The organism is Heyndrickxia shackletonii (assembly GCF_001420715.1).
In the GTDB taxonomy this organism is placed as follows: domain Bacteria; phylum Bacillota; class Bacilli; order Bacillales; family Bacillaceae_C; genus Margalitia; species Margalitia shackletonii.
Genome location: NZ_LJJC01000004.1, coordinates 2,898,752 through 2,917,566, shown reverse-complemented (window position 1 = coordinate 2,917,566; position 18,815 = coordinate 2,898,752). Strand labels below are relative to the sequence as shown.

The 18,815-nt window shown below is 35.8% G+C and carries 18 protein-coding genes and 1 tRNA gene; 12 read left to right on the top strand and 7 right to left on the bottom strand.

Annotation, left to right across the window (positions count from 1 at the left end; genetic code table 11):
* Positions 1–186: 186 nt before the first annotated feature.
* The 3 genes from AN964_RS13920 (at position 187) to AN964_RS13910 (ending at position 2,221) form a co-directional block, all read left to right on the top strand.
* Positions 187–900 carry a cytochrome c biogenesis protein CcdA gene (locus AN964_RS13920; RefSeq protein WP_055740257.1) on the top strand — a complete coding sequence of 238 codons (714 nt, stop codon included), beginning with the start codon at positions 187–189 and terminating at the stop codon, positions 898–900.
* A 154-nt stretch (positions 901–1,054) separates the two neighbouring features.
* Positions 1,055–1,411 (top strand): response regulator, encoded by a 357-nt coding sequence (locus AN964_RS13915; RefSeq protein ID WP_055740256.1) that lies wholly within the window; start codon positions 1,055–1,057, stop codon positions 1,409–1,411.
* A 321-nt stretch (positions 1,412–1,732) separates the two neighbouring features.
* Entirely contained in the window at positions 1,733–2,221 is a 489-nt protein-coding gene (locus AN964_RS13910) for a CcdC family protein (protein ID WP_055740255.1), read from the top strand.
* A 46-nt stretch (positions 2,222–2,267) separates the two neighbouring features.
* Here the strand turns inward: AN964_RS13910 and AN964_RS13905 are convergent, their stop codons facing one another.
* The gene (locus tag AN964_RS13905) at positions 2,268–2,693 is read right to left on the bottom strand and encodes a DUF2621 domain-containing protein (RefSeq protein ID WP_055740254.1); all 426 of its coding nucleotides are present in this window, start codon (positions 2,691–2,693) and stop codon (positions 2,268–2,270) included.
* A gap of 135 nt (positions 2,694–2,828) precedes the next feature.
* On the opposite strand from AN964_RS13905, the gene AN964_RS26090 reads away from it, so the two are divergent.
* Positions 2,829–2,926: transfer RNA gene (locus tag AN964_RS26090), tRNA-Sec, on the top strand.
* Between the two features lie 343 nt (positions 2,927–3,269).
* Here the strand turns inward: AN964_RS26090 and AN964_RS13900 are convergent.
* Positions 3,270–3,692: an OsmC family protein gene (locus AN964_RS13900; protein ID WP_055740253.1), complete on the bottom strand. Its 423-nt coding sequence runs from the start codon at positions 3,690–3,692 to the stop codon at positions 3,270–3,272.
* A gap of 385 nt (positions 3,693–4,077) precedes the next feature.
* Positions 4,078–5,421 (bottom strand): arsenic transporter, encoded by a 1,344-nt coding sequence (locus tag AN964_RS13895; protein WP_055740252.1) that lies wholly within the window; start codon positions 5,419–5,421, stop codon positions 4,078–4,080.
* A gap of 641 nt (positions 5,422–6,062) precedes the next feature.
* Here AN964_RS13895 and selB point away from each other — a divergent pair.
* Positions 6,063–7,946, top strand: a complete 1,884-nt coding sequence (gene selB, locus AN964_RS13885; RefSeq protein WP_055740250.1) for a selenocysteine-specific translation elongation factor — start codon at positions 6,063–6,065, stop codon at positions 7,944–7,946.
* Positions 7,947–8,001: 55 nt separating this feature from the next.
* On the opposite strand, the gene AN964_RS13880 is transcribed toward selB, so the two are convergent.
* From AN964_RS13880 to kynU, 4 genes are all read right to left on the bottom strand, one after another.
* The gene (locus AN964_RS13880; RefSeq protein WP_055740249.1) at positions 8,002–8,730 is read right to left on the bottom strand and encodes a class I SAM-dependent methyltransferase; all 729 of its coding nucleotides are present in this window, start codon (positions 8,728–8,730) and stop codon (positions 8,002–8,004) included.
* Between the two features lie 261 nt (positions 8,731–8,991).
* Complete coding sequence (kynA, locus tag AN964_RS13875) at positions 8,992–9,822, bottom strand: tryptophan 2,3-dioxygenase (protein ID WP_055740248.1); 831 nt, start codon at positions 9,820–9,822, stop codon at positions 8,992–8,994.
* A gap of 18 nt (positions 9,823–9,840) precedes the next feature.
* Positions 9,841–10,470, bottom strand: a complete 630-nt coding sequence (gene kynB, locus AN964_RS13870; RefSeq protein WP_055740247.1) for an arylformamidase — start codon at positions 10,468–10,470, stop codon at positions 9,841–9,843.
* 16 nt (positions 10,471–10,486) lie between these two features.
* Positions 10,487–11,761, bottom strand: coding sequence for a kynureninase (gene kynU / locus AN964_RS13865; protein WP_055740246.1), 1,275 nt, complete (start codon positions 11,759–11,761; stop codon positions 10,487–10,489).
* 197 nt (positions 11,762–11,958) lie between these two features.
* Here kynU and AN964_RS13860 point away from each other — a divergent pair, with 197 nt between their 5' ends.
* The 7 genes from AN964_RS13860 to AN964_RS13830 all read left to right on the top strand — a co-directional run bounded on the left by AN964_RS13860 (position 11,959) and on the right by AN964_RS13830 (position 18,708).
* Positions 11,959–12,309, top strand: a complete 351-nt coding sequence (locus tag AN964_RS13860) for a DUF485 domain-containing protein (RefSeq protein ID WP_055740245.1) — start codon at positions 11,959–11,961, stop codon at positions 12,307–12,309.
* A complete protein-coding gene (locus AN964_RS13855; protein ID WP_055740244.1) occupies positions 12,306–13,844 on the top strand; it encodes a solute symporter family protein in 1,539 nt (512 codons plus the stop codon). Before AN964_RS13860 ends, AN964_RS13855 begins: the two co-directional genes overlap by 4 nt.
* A gap of 279 nt (positions 13,845–14,123) precedes the next feature.
* A complete protein-coding gene (locus AN964_RS13850; protein ID WP_055740243.1) occupies positions 14,124–15,299 on the top strand; it encodes an ABC transporter substrate-binding protein in 1,176 nt (391 codons plus the stop codon).
* 82 nt (positions 15,300–15,381) lie between these two features.
* Positions 15,382–16,260 carry a branched-chain amino acid ABC transporter permease gene (locus AN964_RS13845; RefSeq protein ID WP_055740242.1) on the top strand — a complete coding sequence of 293 codons (879 nt, stop codon included), beginning with the start codon at positions 15,382–15,384 and terminating at the stop codon, positions 16,258–16,260.
* A gap of 15 nt (positions 16,261–16,275) precedes the next feature.
* Entirely contained in the window at positions 16,276–17,247 is a 972-nt protein-coding gene (locus AN964_RS13840; protein ID WP_055740241.1) for a branched-chain amino acid ABC transporter permease, read from the top strand.
* Positions 17,222–18,001, top strand: coding sequence for an ABC transporter ATP-binding protein (locus AN964_RS13835; RefSeq protein ID WP_055740240.1), 780 nt, complete (start codon positions 17,222–17,224; stop codon positions 17,999–18,001). The genes AN964_RS13840 and AN964_RS13835 overlap by 26 nt, the downstream gene beginning before the upstream one ends.
* On the top strand, positions 18,001–18,708 hold the full coding sequence (locus AN964_RS13830; RefSeq protein ID WP_055740239.1) for an ABC transporter ATP-binding protein: 708 nt from the start codon (positions 18,001–18,003) through the stop codon (positions 18,706–18,708). Before AN964_RS13835 ends, AN964_RS13830 begins: the two co-directional genes overlap by 1 nt.
* Positions 18,709–18,815 lie beyond the last annotated feature (107 nt).

The following is an 18,815-nucleotide window of genomic DNA, read 5'->3' as shown; positions in this document are numbered from 1 at the left end:
TCCTAATTGTAAAAAAAGCGGAGTGCCATAAAAACGTCACATGTTACCTATTCATTTATTTAGCATAAATTTGGTAAAATATAAGAGGAATCGTTGATTTTACGAATTCCGTACAACGATAACCAAGGAGATTGTGTATTTGATCTTTTACTGACAAAGTCAGATAATTAGCAGGAGTTGTGATATATGTCTAATGTGGATTTAAATTTTTTTCTAGCTCTTGGAGCTGGTTTTCTAAGTTTTATTTCGCCTTGTTGTTTGCCACTCTATCCGGCATTTATTTCTTACATAACTGGAATGTCCGTTAATGAACTTAAAACGGAAAATGCCATGCTACAAAAGAGAAGTATGCTTCATACCCTATGCTTTATATTAGGTTTTTCTATTGTATTTATTGCTTTAGGGTACAGCGGTTCATTTATTGGACATCTTTTTCGCGATTATAAGAATCTGATTAGACAGATTGGTGCAATCCTCATTGTCTTTTTTGGATTAGTTGTTATAGGTTTTTTGAACCCGAAATTTATGATGAAGGAGCATAAATATCATTTTAAAAGCCGCCCTTTAGGCTTTGTCGGCTCCATTTTGATTGGTATTGCTTTTGCAGCTGGATGGACTCCTTGTACAGGCCCAATTCTAGTAGCACTTTTTTCTTTAACTGTTTCGAATCCCGGGTCCGCAGTAATCTATATGGTTGCCTATGTCTTAGGATTTGCCATCCCATTTTTCGTTCTTTCCTTTTTTATTGGAAAACTGCAATGGATACGTAGACACAGTGCAAAAATTGTAAAAGTTGGCGGAGCAATAATGATTATTATGGGAGTATTCCTTTTCTTTAATTGGATGACCATCATAACCAGCTATATGAGCTTATTATTCGGAGGGTTTCAAGGTTTCTAAAGTGGTTTTATTCATTTTCGGATAATGAAGCTTTTAGGTAAATAGTACTTTCTCACAATTATATTGCATGAAATGGAAGTTATTTGATATAGTTAATGTAATAATAGTATGAATCTTTCGGTAATATTGTGTGTTGGGTGAGGGGGAAGCATCTTTGGCAAAAGTGTTAGTAGTAGATGATGCAAAATTTATGAGAGTAACATTAACGAATATGCTGAAACAAGGAAATCATGAAGTGATTGGAGAGGCAGAAAATGGACGGCAAGCAACAGAACTATACCGATCACTGAAGCCAGATGTAGTAACAATGGATATTACTATGCCAGAAATGACTGGAATTGAAGCAGTGAAACAAATAATAGGTGAATTTCCTGATGCCAAGATTATTATGTGTTCCTCTATGGGGCAACAGCAAATGGTCTTAAGTGCGATAGAGGCAGGTGCCAAAGACTATATTGTAAAACCGTTTGATGAAAGCAGAGTGAATGCTGCGATCAGCAGAGTACTGTAGAACCATTCGATAAATAAGTCGGATGGTTTTTTTCATATATCGTTCATGATTTGGGTATTTGTGTTCTGAACAAAATTCGTTATAATAAGAGAGTGAACTTAATACTTGACACCAATTTAGTATATAATATTATATAAAAATAACATAAATAATAGGCTTTTTTCATATTTATGGTTGCTTTTCGTAAATTGTTAATGCAGATTCAGTTTTAGAACATCTTTTTCGAAATGTTGTTTAACCTAAAGAAAGATGTTTATAATTTTTTCGTCTGCAAAAGCAACATAGTGAAGAAAAGTGCCTTATTAAAGAGGATGATTTTATATGACAGAAATTATCGTTTCATCCATTATCGCCTTATGCATGGGAGCCATGGTAATTTTTATCAGACTTAAGGCATCAAACAAACCTGTTTCCGTAAAAAAAATCATTTTACCTCCATTTTTTATGAGTACGGGTTTCTTAATGTATATCGTTCCCACTTTTCGATTGACATTAGGTGAGGTTTTGGAGTCTATTGTTGTAGGGATGGTATTTTCCACTTTATTAATAAAAACATCTCGGTTTGAAGTACGTGACAATGATATTTATTTAAAACGTTCTAAGGCATTTCCATTTATTTTAATTGGACTTTTAGTCATTCGCTTAGTCATGAAGCTGGTTCTTAGCTCCGAAATAGATGTAGGTCAGCTAAGCGGCATGTTTTTCCTACTTGCATTCAGTATGATTTTACCATGGAGGATTGCGATGTATCTTCAATATCGCAAATTGGCAAATGGGATGGATGAGAACATACAGACAAAAGGGATATAATAAAAAGAAAAAGCGAAGCACTTTGGTGTCTCGCTTTTCTTCTTTTTTAAAATAAATGCTCATATGGAGCCAAATCTATTTGCATTTCATTTAATTTTTTTCTTAAAAATTTATGATCCCTTTTCGGAGTAGCTAGAATATAACCTCGGATAACATGATCTACCGTAATAGACTTTGCTTTATCCTCTAAAGCGACCTCACCTATTTTTCCCGCAATTTTGTGTCTTGCAACATCCCGGAATAATTCAGGTACTGGACTAACCAATTCTTCTAGTAATTCCTTCTTATCATCTGTCCAAAGATTTCTGGTTGTATTAACAAAATGCTCTTCCCAATCCATTACAGATTTCCCATCTTCTTTTGGCAGTTTTTTTAAAAACTTTCGAAACATAAAAAAGCCGCCAATAGCCATTAAAGAGATTAGTATGACTACCCAAAAAAGAATGAACCATAAAAACCAACCTTGAAGCATGAATGAACCCCCCACGAACATTACTATCTTTCTACATTATAGTCAAAAAGGGTTAGTACAGACAAGCGTAAAACAATGTGGTTGCTTCTTACTTGTGAATAATAGGCAAATTCACTATAATAGAAAAAGTGCTATGGGGCTGATTGTGTTGCTGGTGCATGCCGAGGTCTTCAAAACCTTCCTGAGAGGCGCGTGCCGTCTCTGCTGGGTTCGATTCCCAGGCAGTCCCGCCATTCCTTACATATCAAGAATATCTGCTTGATTACTTGGAATTGAGAAGAGGATTATCCTGTACAATAAGTATGATATATTTATACAAGGAAATGAAGCCTAGAAATATTTTTGAAAATTAAGCTACTTAGTCGCATATGTTATAACTCAAGCGCCTAGTTTCGGCTGTTACGATATGTCTATGAGGGCGCTAATAAGCAAGATAAAAGGGATATTTCAGAAAACAGAAACATCCATTCGTTAGCATATTAGAGAAACTTGTTTGTAGTAATGGGAAATAAATCTATAAAGATATAACCCTTCTGGCAGATATAGATATGAATATCACTTTTCTTACCCAACTATTTAAATGCCTTTTGTTTTCATGCCATTAATGGAGTAACTTACATGGATAGTTGCGCTTAATGAATGGGCTACTGAACAATATTTATCTACGGAAAGCTGGATCGCCCGAACGACCTTATCTTCAGGAAGGTCTCCTTCTAATACATAGTGAATGTGAATCTCTGTAAATTTTTTGGGGTGATCGTTTGCCCGCTGACCTTCCACATCCATGTAAAAATTAGTAGGGTTCAATCGCATTTTTGTCAAAATAGAGATAATATCAATTCCTGTACAGCCTGCTACTGCATCAAGGAGTATTTCTGTCGGTCTTGCCCCACTATTTGAACCCCCGTCTTCTTCTGCAGCATCCATTTTTATTTCATGACCGGATGGTGTTATACTCGAAAATGCCATTTTACCTTTCCAATCTATCCTGGTCTTCATTGTCTTGGACCTCCTAGTTTTTCTATATAAATATTAATGTATGCAGTCATTATCATTTTAGTATAATGCATCTTATAATGTTTCCAGTTAGCCGAATTTTAAACTCATTGTTCATAAAAAGAAAAAAATGACATAGTTATATAAAGTTTTAGAAAATTCGTTTGTGTTTTCATTGAAAATATCTAATGTATAAATGTCTCAAAATAAAATAAAAAACTGATCACATCCTCCGACGAATCAGTTTAAATAGTGCACAATTTTCCCCTAATGATCTTCATTAGGATTTTTTTTTGGTTAAAAACCAACGATGCAACTTTTCAAAATTTAAGGTACATACAAGATCTTATATTTATTGGATATCCCAAAATACCGTTTCTTTTTCGGATTAAAATAACCATGAAACCCAATAATAGAGGATGAATAAGGTAAATATCAATGTAGGTGGAATAACGGTAATGGTGATTTTTACATATTGTTTCCATGTGATTCTAACTTTCCCTTTTTTAAGAATGTGCATCCACATAAGTGTTGCTAGTGTTCCCATCGGTAAAAGCAATGAACCGATATCACTTCCGATAACATTTGCCAAATACGAGATTTTAAGGGAAAGGGGATCTAGATTCATATTTGTTAAAGTGAGCGTTCCAACCATCAGAGCAGGGTGATTATTAAAAATATTAGATAAAACGGTAAGTAGCAGCCCCATCATAACACTTGCATGGAGTAAGCTTCCTGAAACAATAGGGTGCATAAAATGAATAAGCCATTCAGTCAACCCAATATTGTGCAACCCATATATAATCACATACATACCGAAAGCAAACACGAGAATATACCATGGAGTCTTTTTCAGCATATCAATAGGTGGTACTTTTAAATAAATCCATCTCCAGCTCAACAAAACTAATGATCCGAAGACAGCCATCACGGAAACAGGAATGGAAAAATAGGATGCAGCAAATAAACTCAAACGTACAGCTAAAACGAAGAGGAGAACATTTCTCATAAAACGGGTCTGTTTCTTATCATTGTCTGTTTCAATCGGGGCTTTAAGTGGGTGATAAGCTGGATTAGAAAGGCCTGATACTCTTGTTGGTACTGTTTTTGGAATATCTTTATGAAACCTGAAAAACAGTAGGACAACGAGAAAAAGCAATCCGAGCGTGGCAGGAATAAACATCATTGCTGTATGCATGTATAACGTCATATTCACTATTTTTAATGCGATTAAATTTACGATATTACTTACCCCGATGGGGGCACTGGATGCAGTTGCAATAAGACCTCCTGAAAGCAAATAGGGTATTTTCTGATGATTTTTTAATCCCATATTATTTAAAAGCATAACTAAAATAGGTGTTGTAATTAAAATACTTCCATCGTTATTAAAAAAGAGTGTCATTAAAAAACATAGGAGATTTACATACCAAAATAACCGAATTCCTGACCCTCTTGCTTTCTCTGCTAACTTTTCGGCCATCCAATGAAAGAAGCCGAAGCTTTCTAATACAATTGCCATAACGATTGTTGCCATAATGGTTATGGCTGCACCACTTATGGTTTCTGTTATGGTACCGAGATCGGATATCGATACACTACCGCTAAGTATCACTAGAAGAGCACCTGCCATTGCTGGAACAGCTTCATTAATTCCTTTAGGCCTCCATAGTATTAAGATGACGGTACCGATAAAAGCTAATATGGTCATCCAAACCATAATTGAAGACATTTTATTACTCCTTTCATATAATCACCTTTAATCGGAAATCCTCCTAAGGAATTATATTAATGTATAGAATTTGTCCATCCATTACTTCTATCTCTGTAGTTATTGTGTACGTTATTTATATGTAACTATGGTAAGACAAGCGATGGGTTAATTCCTCTTTTTTTTATATTTCCGCTGGAATCTAACGGCTTATAACTTATAAATCTATGAAAAAAATGAATTAACTTTTATATGGAGAAAAAGCTGTTGTAATTTCCGTATTGATATAAGATTAATAAAAACATTTTTATAAATGATGCATGTAAAGGTTATCGATATTAATACCACTGACATGTTTTTATGACAAACTGGCTCAATTACACGTTTTTAAGTATAATTTGAATAAAGCTTTACTATATTAATTTATTTATAATTGGCGGTGTTTTTTCTTGGAAAAAACGTATTATGTTGCAACCCTGTTTTTTGGGTGCATTATAACGTTAGCAATTCTCTGTTTTGCAATTGTATGTTTTTACCTTCATTATCTATGGATTGGGATTTTCTTTCTGTTAATTTTTGCTGCAGCAATCTCCATGAATGTTGTCTTTGCTAGAAAATGGTTTCATAAAAGTAAAAACGGATAATTTTTAGCAGGTGAGTATATGAAAAAAAGGTATTTTACTGTAGGAATGGCAGGCCACATCGATCACGGAAAGACTGCATTGACAAAAGCTTTAACAAATGTTGATACAGATCGATTGAAAGAAGAAAAGGAACGGCAAATTTCGATTGAGCCTGGTTTTGCTCCTCTTTATGATGATGATAGGATTCAGATCTCCATCATTGATGTGCCAGGTCATGAACGATTTATTCGTCAGATGATTGCTGGTGTAGCAGGAATTGATTATGTTGTTCTTGTTATTGCAGCGGATGAAGGAGTTATGCCACAAACTTTGGAGCATGCAGAAATACTTTCCTTTCTTAATATTGAACATGGATGCATTGTCCTTAACAAGATAGATAAGGTTGATGAAGAAGTATTAAAAATGGCTGTTGAGGATATTCAGGCAGGCTTGAACGGTACAATGTTTGAAGGGGTACCAATTTTCCCAGTTAGCAGCGTAACAGGGGAAGGTTGTGATATGTTGAAATCTTCTATTGTAGAAACGTTGCTTTTGCAGCCTGAAAGGCATATATATGATACCTTTCGTTTTCCAATCGATCAAGTATTCACGGTAAAAGGTCAAGGAACTGTTGTGAGGGGAACTATTTATGAGGGATCTGTAAAAGAAGGAGACAAGTTAATAAGTCTTCCTAACCAACTCGATGTGAAGGTTAGACAAATTCAGGTACATCATGAACAAGTGGACACTGCGTATGCTGGACAAAGAACGGCATTAAACATAACAGGTATTCCATTACATCAAATGAAAAGAGGAGATACACTAGTTAGCTCTAATTCATACATAACATCCGATACAATTGATGTTAATTTAAGTTTAGGAAGTAACTTAAAATATACAGTTAAACAGCGTATGCCTATTAAATGCTATATTGGCACTACTGAGGTAATGGGGAAAATTGTTTTCTTTGATCGTAATGAAGTTACGATGGAAAAAGAAGATATATTATGTCAATTAAGATTAGATTCTCCTATTGTGGCAAAGCGAGGGGATCGCTTTATTATTAGAAGACCATCTCCGTTCGAAACAATAGGCGGCGGATGGATTATTGATCCGAATGGGAAAAGGTATAAATTTGGCCGGGATACGATTACTCTTTTACAAAAGAAAAAGTCCGGTAGCTTTTCGGACAGATTATTCTCTTTTCTAGAGGAAGCAAAAGCGCTGGAAAAAAAGCTCATTTTATCTAATTTGTCTATTTCTCAGGAGGAGCTTGAAAAAGAAATTCAGCATCAGGAATGGATCGTCTATAATGATTTCGTAACACATAGAAAAATATTAAACGAAATGGTCAATGAAATGGAACGTAACATAATTGATTTTCATCATCTGAATCCATTACAAACAGGATTAAGAAAAGCGGAATTATTTCAAAGTATACAAAGGCAATATCCCGAACACTTAATAGAGTACTGCTTAAAGAAGGGTCTCGAACAAGGCAAATGGGAACAAGAGGGACCTTACGTATTCAAAAAGGATTTTCATCCGCATCTCCCTGAGAAATGGATAAAACCGATGTCATCTTTAGTGGCCTCGCTTAAAAATGATAATTGGAAAGTAGATAACTTTATAACATACATAGAGAAATCAGGCATTGAGAGTAATAAGGCGCAAGAAGTTATTAAATTTTTAATGGACGAAGGAAGTATTGTTCCATTGACCCCAGCCCTTTACTGGCAAAAGGATGTCTTTCAATATTATGTAAATGAACTCAAGACCAAAACAAATGCTATTTTTGACATGCAAGAAGCAAAAGCGATTCTTGGTTTTTCAAGAAAATATTTGGTTCCGTTTTTAGAAGCGATGGATAGAGAGAAATTAACGTGCAGAAAAGATGGCGGGAGAATGTGGACAAAACATTAATAGGATAGTATTAAAGAATGCCCATAGCGTTTCGAAAACGCTGCGGGCATTCTTTCTAAAAGCTTTTTTCTGCTCGAAATACACGAAAACCAATTAAATGTCCATAGACATTTGTTAGCTGATTATGTGCAAGTAAAATAGCGACTAAATCAGGTGTAACATTGGGAGACATTTCAAATTCCGGATCGAGTAATGGTTGTGGTTGCTGCAAATGATTTAGGATGGATGTGCCCAGCAGTATCTTAATCGGAAAGAATCCTGATGCAGCCATTTGTTGCAACCATTCATTTTCTGTTAGAATATTGTCCATCCCATATACGGTACAAATTTGATCTTTTTCTTCATTACTAAGAGGTCCTTCAGCTGTCATATCTAAATCTATTAGAATTCCATTTGGTTTTAAAACACGGTAGTATTCGTTTAGTGTTTTACTAATATTAGTAAAGGCAGTTACGGACTCTGCAATTACTATATCAAAGGACTGATCGGGAAAAGGCAATTTCTCAATACTTCCTTGGAATACTGGAATAGACAAATTTTCTCTGGAAAAACGCTGCTTTGCTTTTTCTACCATTATCGGATGATGGTCAATTGCGGTAACTTGACATTTATATTCCTTGGCAAGATATGCTGAAGTCTGGCCAGTTCCACATCCGGCATCTAATACCGCTGTATTTGGTGAAATTCCCTCTTTTTGCAAAATTTGCTTTGTCAGATGCAGTCCGCCTGGATGTGCCCCGCCTATACCATAAGATGCTAGTGCATCCTGATAAGTAGATTTCAAGTTTTTCACCCCTAAAATCAAATCATATTAAGGCTGATTTTGCCTTCGATTGTTGTTTTTCACATAATGGTTTAAACTGTAATTTATTTGAATATGAAGTAACTTTTCGTCCTATTTAAAAACTTGTTTAATAAGGAGAACAAGTAAATCAATATTTACGAAAAGAGCATCTAGTTTAACCATCATATGAACTAGGAGTGAATGTGTGACAAACTATAGGTATATACCTAGTTTCAAAATGTGAGTGTGGGAAAATCAAGCTTATAACTTTGTCCGTAAATCCCAAAGTTCAGGAAAAAAACGATGGTCCAAAACTTTTTTTAAGTAACTGACCCCCGCTGAACCACCTGTACCCGGTTTGTGACCGATAATCCTTTCTACTGTTTTCATATGACGAAATCGCCATTGCTGAAGCCAATCTTCAATATCTACTAGTTTTTCTGCTAATTGATATAAATCCCAATATTGATCGACATTTCTGTATACTTCTAACCATGCTGCTTCAACGGTATGATTGGCTACATAAGGAGAAGAGTAGTCCCGTTCTAATAGCTGTTCTTCAATAAAAAAGCCTTCATTGTTTAATGCCTGAATTGCTACATCATATATACTTGGCGAATGTAACGCCTTTGTTAACTTATCATGCAGAAGTGCATCTTTTTTATAGATTGCCAGTATATGTTTTGACTTATAGCCCAATGCAAATTCAATCATTCGATATTGATAGGATTGAAACCCGGATGCCTGCCCTAACTGGTCACGAAATTCCATATATTCTGAAGGTGTTAAAGTTGATAAAACATCCCATGCCTGAATAATTTGTGTTTGAATTTTGGATACACGTGCTAGCATTTTAAACGCGGTTGCCAACTCACCATCTTGTATGGATTGTATGGCAGCTGTAAGTTCGTGAAGAATTAATTTCATCCAAAGTTCACTGACTTGGTGAATTATAATGAACAGCATTTCATCATGATGATTGGATAACCGCTTTTGACTTGCAAGCAGCTGATCTAGCTCTAAATATTCTCCATACGTCATTTTATTAGTAAAATCCGTATAGATTCCTTCCTGCGTCTTTTTATCTGTCATAATCCCACCTCCATACAATTACGTTAATGCAACAGGCTTCACGATGGCACGAACAGGACTGCCATCTGCTTCCTCTATCAATAATGGTAAAGCAATTAAATGGTAATCTCCTGGAGATACATGTGCTAAAACAACATTTTCTAAAATATGAACCCCGTTATCAAAAAGTGCATGATGGCTTTCTAAATCTTTGCTGTCCAAAGGATCAACAGAAGGGATATCTACACCTATAAGTTTTATTCCTTTTTGTTTTAAATAGGGTCCAAGATTAGGATGTAAAAAAGGAATACTATTTGGAAAAATGGTAGGATTGGAAATTGATTTTGTTTTAAACAGTAATCTGCTTATCCCTGATAAATCAAACTCTTCAAGCTCATTTGCTCCAATAGTCTCTAAATGGGATACATCAATAACTCTAGCATTTCCCACATATATAGAAACATCCAATTCTTTTACTTTTCGTCCGTTAGAATCGAAATGATAGGGTGCATCAATGTGTGTACCGGTATGAACACTCATTGTGAGCTTCCCGATGTTGACGGACCCGCTTTGTTCTTTTGTAACAGTAACCTCAAAGGAAAATGGAGTATCTCCTGGCCAAACTGCAATGTCATTGGTTAATGGCTGTGAAATATCAATCCAAGTCATACGTTTTTAATCCTCCTTATGCAATAACTTCTCTAGTATTTTTAAAATTCTTGTATTTCTTTTCAACCATAATTTCTTTTAAGATAGAAATTGCATGGTAAACATCCTGATAGGAATTGTAAAAAGCAATTGGTGCAAGTCTAATGCCATTTGGCGCTCTAAAATCCGGAATCACCCCGTTTGCTTTTAATGCTTTGCAAATGCTGGCAGCCTCTTGGTGTTCTAGATATACATGCCCACCTCGCTTTATTTCTTCGAGCGGATTCGCTAGTATAAATCCATATTCATTTAATTCATTCTTCACAAGTTCAATCATATAATTTGTAAGTTTAATTGATTTCTCTCTAAGTTTTTGAATGCCTACTTCGGCAAACATTTCAAGTGATCCTATTAAAGGAGCCATACTTAATAGATGTGGTGTTCCAATTTGATAGGCACCAGCATGATGTGCAGGTGTTAAAACATGCTCCATATCAAATTGCACGTTCTTGTTCGAGCTAAACCATCCTGCAAGACCAGGCACATTTCCAAAATGATGTTCGTGTACAAATAATCCGCCAACACTTCCCGGACCGGCATTTAAATATTTGTAATTGCACCAGAAAGCAAAATCAACATTCCATTCATGCAGTGCATGGGAAATGGCTCCAATGGAATGGCATAAGTCAAATCCTATACGTATATTTCGGTCATGTGCTGCTTTAGTCAAGCGTTTCATATCTAGTATTTGGCCGCTTCGGTAAAGAACACTAGGCAGTACAATGAGGGCAATATCATCGGTCATCCCTGCGATAATTTCATCTTCATTAAGTGTTTTGCCATCCTGACTCTTTACCCTTATTAAATGAGTATCTGGATCATATCCTTTTTGCTTTATCTGGCTTTGTAAAGCATAAATATCAGATGGGAAATTTAATTCATCTGCCAATATTTTTGTCTTTTTCCCTTTAGGCTTATAAAAAGTTGCCACAAGCTGATGAAGGTTTACCGTCGTGGAACCGGTTACAATAATTTCTTCTGGAAAAGCACCAACAAGCGGAGCCGTTAAATTTCCGAGTTTTTCCGATAAATAAAACCAAGGATATTTTCCTTTTGTCCATCCATCTATCCCGAACCTCTTCCAAGAATCCAATATTTTCAGTAATGAGCTTTCCGCCCGCTTAGAGAGGAGACCTAATGAATTCCCATCAAGGTAAATTGTTTCTTCAGGAAGATAGAATTCCTTCCTATATATTGCTAACTCATCTTGTGCATCTAAATCCTTTGCATACGCCTGTGAGTATTTATTCATTTACTGATTTCCTCCTATTCTAGTTGTTCATTTGTTAAAACTGTGAATAATCTCGCCCTTTCTTTTACTATACAATAAGACTGCCGATACTGAAAATCATTTATATTTTAAATATTAAAATAATATTGACAAGTTTTATCTTTTAAACTTACTATAATTTAGAAAGTATGAAAAATTTTGAAAGGGAAGTGAGGAATATGGAAAAAAATAAGCTGAAACAAAAGCAAGGACGTAAACATATCGATTATGAATCGATTGCCTCTTCAAGTAAATTTAAAAAACTAATTTCAACAAAGAAAAAATTTATCGTCTCTGGCACTATTTTCTTCTTAGTCTTCTATTTCGCGCTACCAGTTCTTACCTCCTACACGACTGTTCTTAACAAAAAAGCATTTGGTGATATCTCCTGGGCATGGGTATTTGCCTTTTTACAATTTATTATGACTTGGGTGTTATGCACTATTTACGTGAAAAAAGCTGCATCCTTTGACAAGCTTGCCGATGAAGTTATCTCCGAAAATATTATTAAAGGAGAAGTTGGAGCATGAGTGGAACTGTCATTACTTTATTTCTTATTATAGTTGCCCTTACATTAGTCATTACTTATTATGCAGCGAAGAAAACAAAAACCGCCAATGAATTTTATACCGCTGGAGGGGGACTTAACGGTTGGCAAAATGGATTTGCCATTGCAGGTGATTATTTATCTGCAGCATCCTTTTTAGGGATCGCCGGGATGATTGCTTTAAACGGCTTTGATGGATTCTTTTACAGTATTGGATTTTTAATTGCGTATCTTGTGGTATTATTTATCGTTGCAGAACCTTTAAGAAATCTTGGTAAATATACACTTGCCGATATGATTAATTCAAGATTTGATGCAAAAAAAGTTCGGGCAGTTGCTGCTTTAAGCACTATAACGATCGTTATCTTTTACATGATTGCTCAGTTGGTTGGTGCCGGTGCTCTTATTCAGCTATTATTTGGATTAGATTATTGGGTTGCCGTCTTAATTGTGGGTGTTATGATGACCATCTATGTATTATTTGGCGGGATGACAGCAACAAGCTGGGTGCAAATAGTAAAGGCTATATTACTTATGATTGGTACGATTGTCATATCCTTTCTTGTTCTGTATAAATTTAACTTTAATATCGCAAATATGTTTCATCAAATGAAAACCATTACTCCGCTAGGTTCAGATTATTTAAATCCTGGCGTCAAATACAAAATGCCATTGGATACGCTCTCATTAATGTTGGCACTAGTATTGGGAACCGCAGGGCTTCCACATATATTAATGCGCTTCTTTACAGTGAAGAATGCAAAAATAGCGAGAAGCTCTGTTATTACCGCAACATGGGTCATTGGGATTTTTTATGTTTTAACTATTTTCTTAGGATTCGGTGCGGCTGCATTTGTTGGGTTTGATAAAATTAAAGAAGCGAATGCAGCAGGGAATATGGCTGCACCACTACTGGCTGGTGCACTTGGCGGGGACTTCTTAATGTCTTTCGTTTCAGCAGTAGCCTTTGCAACCATTCTTGCCGTTGTAGCAGGACTTGTATTATCCGGTGCGTCTGCATTTGCTCATGATATTTATGCACAGATAATCAAAAAAGGCGAGGTAACAGAAAAGCAACAAATGAAAGCAGCGAGATATGCTTCAGTTGGAGTTGCCGTTCTTTCGATTCTTTTAGCATTGTTTGCACAAAAAATGAATGTTGCCTTTCTTGTTTCACTTGCTTTCTGTGTAGCAGCAAGTGCCAACTTGCCTGTAATTATCTTTACGATTTATTGGAAGAAATTTAATACAGCTGGTGCGATTACCGGAATGCTTTCAGGGTTATTATCATCACTAATTCTAGTTATCATTAGTCCTAATGTATTCTCCCCTGTAGAAGGTGCAGCAATTTTTACAGGAGAACCGCTTATTACATTAACAAATCCGGCCATCATTTCCGTGCCTCTTGGGTTTATCGGAGCGTACATCGGTTCGGTAATTTCGAACAAACAGGATGTAAAACGGTTTGCAGAAGTATCGGTTAAAGCGAATACAGGTTACCGTGAAAATGAGATGTAGGAATGAAAGAAGTAATGCTAATTGGGCATTACTTTTTTCATTGTAAAAAATAAAATGGAAGACTTCCAAACCAAATATATGAGTGGAAATATTGTTTATCTTATATTTAGTATTTTTCGAACTATTTTCCTATATAGTATAGACGTAGATTAAATAATTTTGTACAATGTTTTCAGAATATTATTTGTTATGGGAATTATCCCAAATGAATGATATTTAAAAGAGGTATTTCCTCAGACGAATCATCCATAAAAATAAACTTAAAAGTGGGGGCAGAAGATGAAAAATAAAAAGTTTGTAGGAATCATGATGTCATTATTGCTTTCAACAGGTGTAATTGCCGGTTGCGGATCTGCATCAACTGGAGGTTCGGGTAAAGACAGCAAGACAATAGTAATTGGCGAGAACCTAGAATTATCTGGTGGTGTTGCTTCGTATGGTTCATCGGCGGATAAAGGTATTGCGCTTGCACTGGAGGAAATTAATAAAAAAGGAATCGATGGCAAGAAACTTAAAATAGTAAAAGTCGATAATAAATCGGATCAACAGGAAGCTACAAGTGCAGCACTTAAATTGATAACTCAAAATAAAGTGTCCGCTATTATTGGAGCCGCAACAAGCGGTGACACATTAGCACAAGTTCAAATTGTAGATAAAAAGAAAGTTCCCCTTATTACAACATCTGGTACAGCATCAAATATTACTTATGATAAGGGAAAATTAAACGAATTTGTATTTAGAACCTGTTTCATTGATCCATTTCAAGGGGTTGTATCCGCTAATTTCGCTAGCAACAATTTAAATGCTAAAAATGCAGCGATCTTTATTGACAGCTCAAGTGATTATGCTAAAGGCCTTGCAAGCAACTTCAAGGATACTTTCACGAAAAATGGCGGCAAGATTGCAAAGGAAGAAGCATATTTAGCTAAAGACACTGATTTCAGAGCACAGCTGACAAACATTAAAGCCAAAAATCCGGACGTAATATTTGTACCAGGTTATTATGAAGAAGTTGGGCTCATAGTGAAACAAGCCCGTGATTTAGGTATTAATGTCCCTATTATGGGTGGTGACGGATGGGATTCTCCTAAATTAGTGGAACTTGCAGGTGCGAAGGCACTTAATAATACCTTCATCACCAATCACTATTCTTCAGGGAATACAGAAGATCAAAAGGTTCAAGATTTTGTAAAAGCATTTAAAGATAAATATGGCCAAGAACCGGACGGATTTAATGCACTTGGATACGATTCCCTTTATTTGATTGCAGATGCTATAAAACGTGCAGGTAGCGGAGATCCAGTTAAAATTAAAAAAGCCCTTGAGGAAACAAAAGATCTCCAGCTAGTAACAGGTACATTTACATTTGACGATAAACATAACCCGGTTAAATCAGCTGTTATCTTAGAGTATGTTGACGGAAAACAACAATTTAAAGCAAAAGTAAATCCTTAAGAAAATACCACTTAGAGGGGGGACTTGTCCCCCTATTAAAGTTTTTAAAGACTGGAAAAAGTTATACAAGGAGAGTGCGAAAATGGAATTCATACAACAATTAGTTAATGGTATATCTCTCGGTAGTATATATGCACTGATCGCGCTCGGTTATACGATGGTGTATGGAATTGTTAAATTGATTAATTTTGCCCATGGCGATGTTTTTATGGTAGGTTCATTTATTGGATTTTATTCTATTACCTATTTACATTTAGGATTTTTCCCGGCATTGCTTTTATCCATGCTTGTATGTGCAATATTTGGAATGTTAATAGAACGTATTGCCTACAAACCATTACGTAATGCTACTAGGATTGCTGCTCTAATAACTGCAATTGGTGTTTCTTTATTTATCGAATATGGAATGGTATATATTCGCGGAGCACAGCCTGATGCTTATCCAAGGAATGTTCTACCCAATAAAACATTTGACATTTTTGGGGTAAGTATAAGCAGTCAATCTATATTAATTCTTGTAACATCTATCGCACTTATGATTATTCTTCAAGTTATTGTTCATAAAACAAAAACAGGTAAAGCAATGCGTGCCGTCTCCCACGATGCTGAAGCAGCGAAATTAATGGGGATTAATGTTGATAGAACGATATCTGCAACATTTGCTATCGGTTCTGCTCTAGCAGGGGCAGCAGGTGTTATTTTCGGTATTTATTACATTAAAATTGAGCCGTTAATGGGAATGATTCCGGGAATTAAAGCATTTGTGGCAGCGGTTCTTGGAGGTATTGGCATCATTCCGGGAGCGATGGTTGGCGGTATATTGCTCGGAGTGATTGAAGCGATCGTCAGTGCATTTGGATTTTCGTTATGGCGAGACGGGGTTGCATTCGTCGTCCTAATTCTCATATTAATTTTCCGTCCATCAGGTATATTTGGTAAAAATATGAAGGAAAAAGTATAGAAAGGTGACGAGGATATGCAGAAAATAAAACAATTTAAAAGTTTTTATATTAATATAATAGCCGCTATAATCGTCTTTGCAATCGTTCAGTTTTTAATTTCCGGACAGCTACTAAATGATTTTTATATAAATACTCTATTAGTAATTGTCATTAATATTATTTTAGCTGTCAGCTTGCATTTAATAATTGGTATAACGGGTCAGTTTTCTATTGGACATGCTGGATTCCTTTCAATCGGAGCATACTCTGCAGCTATTATTACGATGAAATTGCAATTACCTTTTGCACTTTCTTTATTGGTTGGCGGTATTGCAGCTGCCATAGCGGGACTGATTATTGGTATCCCAAGCTTACGTTTAAAAGGAGACTATTTAGCCATTGCCACCCTTGGTTTTGGGGAGATTGTTCGTATTACTTTGCTGAATATTGATTATGTCGGCGGTGCAAGTGGTATGATGGTAGATAATTTAACAACCTGGCCATGGGCATTTTGGTGTATGGTTATAACGATTTTGGTCATAGTTAATTTTACTAACTCTACCCATGGCAGAGCATGTATATCAATCCGCGAAAATGAGATAGCAGCTGATGCAATGGGGATTAATACAACTTATTATAAAGTAATGGCATTTGTTATCGGTGCGTTTTTTGCTGGAGTTGCAGGCGGTTTATATTCCCATAACTTTTATATTATTATGCCAGGGTCTTTTGGATTCATGAAGTCCTTTGATATTTTAATTTTTGTTGTTTTAGGTGGTTTAGGAAGTTTATCAGGATCCGTAATTGCAGCAATTTTATTAAGTATTGTTTCTACATTCCTTCAGGATTACCCAGAAACTCGAATGGTTATTTACTCTCTTGTACTGATTTTAATGATGATTTTCCGCCCGCAGGGATTATTAGGTACAAAAGAGATTACCTCCTTTTTCAAAAAAGGAAAGTCATCAGATGGGGGGAAACATGATGGAAAACAAACTGTTGCTTAAAGTTGAAAATGCAGGGATACAATTTGGCGGTTTAAAAGCTGTATCAAACACAAATGTAGAGATTAAAAAAGGGGAATTAATCGGCCTCATTGGACCAAATGGAGCAGGTAAAACAACTTTTTTTAATCTTCTTACAGGTGTATATGCTCCAACAGAAGGAAATATATTACTTGAAGGTAAGAGATTAAACGGACTTCCTCCCTATAAAATTACACGAAAAGGTATCAGTCGTACTTTTCAAAATATACGTTTATTTAATGAATTATCAGTGCTTGACAATGTGAAGGTTGCCTATCATACAAACTCAAAACACAGTATATTAAGTTCGATTTTTCGACTCCCTCCTCATTTTACAGGTGAAAGAGAAATGGAAGAAAAGGCAATAGACTTCTTGAAAATATTTAATCTTGATGGCTTTTTATATGAAAAGGCAAAGAACTTGCCATATGGGCAGCAAAGAAGATTAGAAATTGCACGTGCCCTTGCTACTCAGCCTAAGCTTTTATTACTGGATGAGCCCGCTGCTGGTATGAATCCAAATGAAACAGAAGAGCTTATGAATTTAATCAGCTTCATACGTGAGAAATTCGATTTAACTGTATTATTAATAGAACATGATATGCAATTGGTTATGGGAGTTTGTGAGAGAATTTATGTACTTGATCATGGACAGCTTATTGCTGAGGGATCTCCTTCTGAAATCAGAAACAATCCAAAAGTTATTGAAGCATATCTGGGCGAGGAGGTCTCATAATGCTAAAAGTTGAAAACATAGATGTTTATTATGGGAATATACAAGCGTTAAAAGGAGTGTCACTAGAAATTAATCAAGGGGAAATCGTGACATTAATTGGAGCAAACGGCGCAGGGAAAAGTACTCTATTGAAAACCATCTCCGGTTTATTAAAGCCAAAAAATGGTGAAATACTATTTGAACGTAAATCAATAAAGGGTAAGGCGGCTCAAACGATTGTGAAGCAAGGTATTTCTCATGTACCTGAAGGCAGACGAATTTTTGCCAATATGACAGTAACGGAAAATTTGGAACTTGGGGCTTTTTTAAGAAAAGATAAAGCAGGTATACGTCAAGATCTCGAAAGGGTATACCAATTATTCCCAAGACTTTATGAACGTAAAAAACAGTCTGCAGGTACTTTATCCGGCGGTGAGCAGCAAATGCTTGCGATGGGCAGGGCTCTAATGGCAAAACCACGCCTCCTCTTATTGGATGAACCATCCATGGGATTAGCACCATTATTGGTGAAAACCATTTTTCGAATCATTGAGGAGATTAGCCAAACGGGTACAACCATTTTGCTAGTGGAGCAAAATGCTAATATGGCTTTATCAATCGCTGACCGAGCTTATGTTATCGAAACAGGGCGAGTCGTCCTTTCCGGTACACCGGACGAATTAAATACAAGTGACCAGGTTAAAAGTGCTTATCTAGGTGGACATTAGTATATATGGAATGGAAAGAATTTATTCCAAATTGGCAGAAATGTCAATTTGGATTTTTTTTTTTAAAAATAATTAGTAAATACTGGAGGTTTTTGCAATTTTATGTC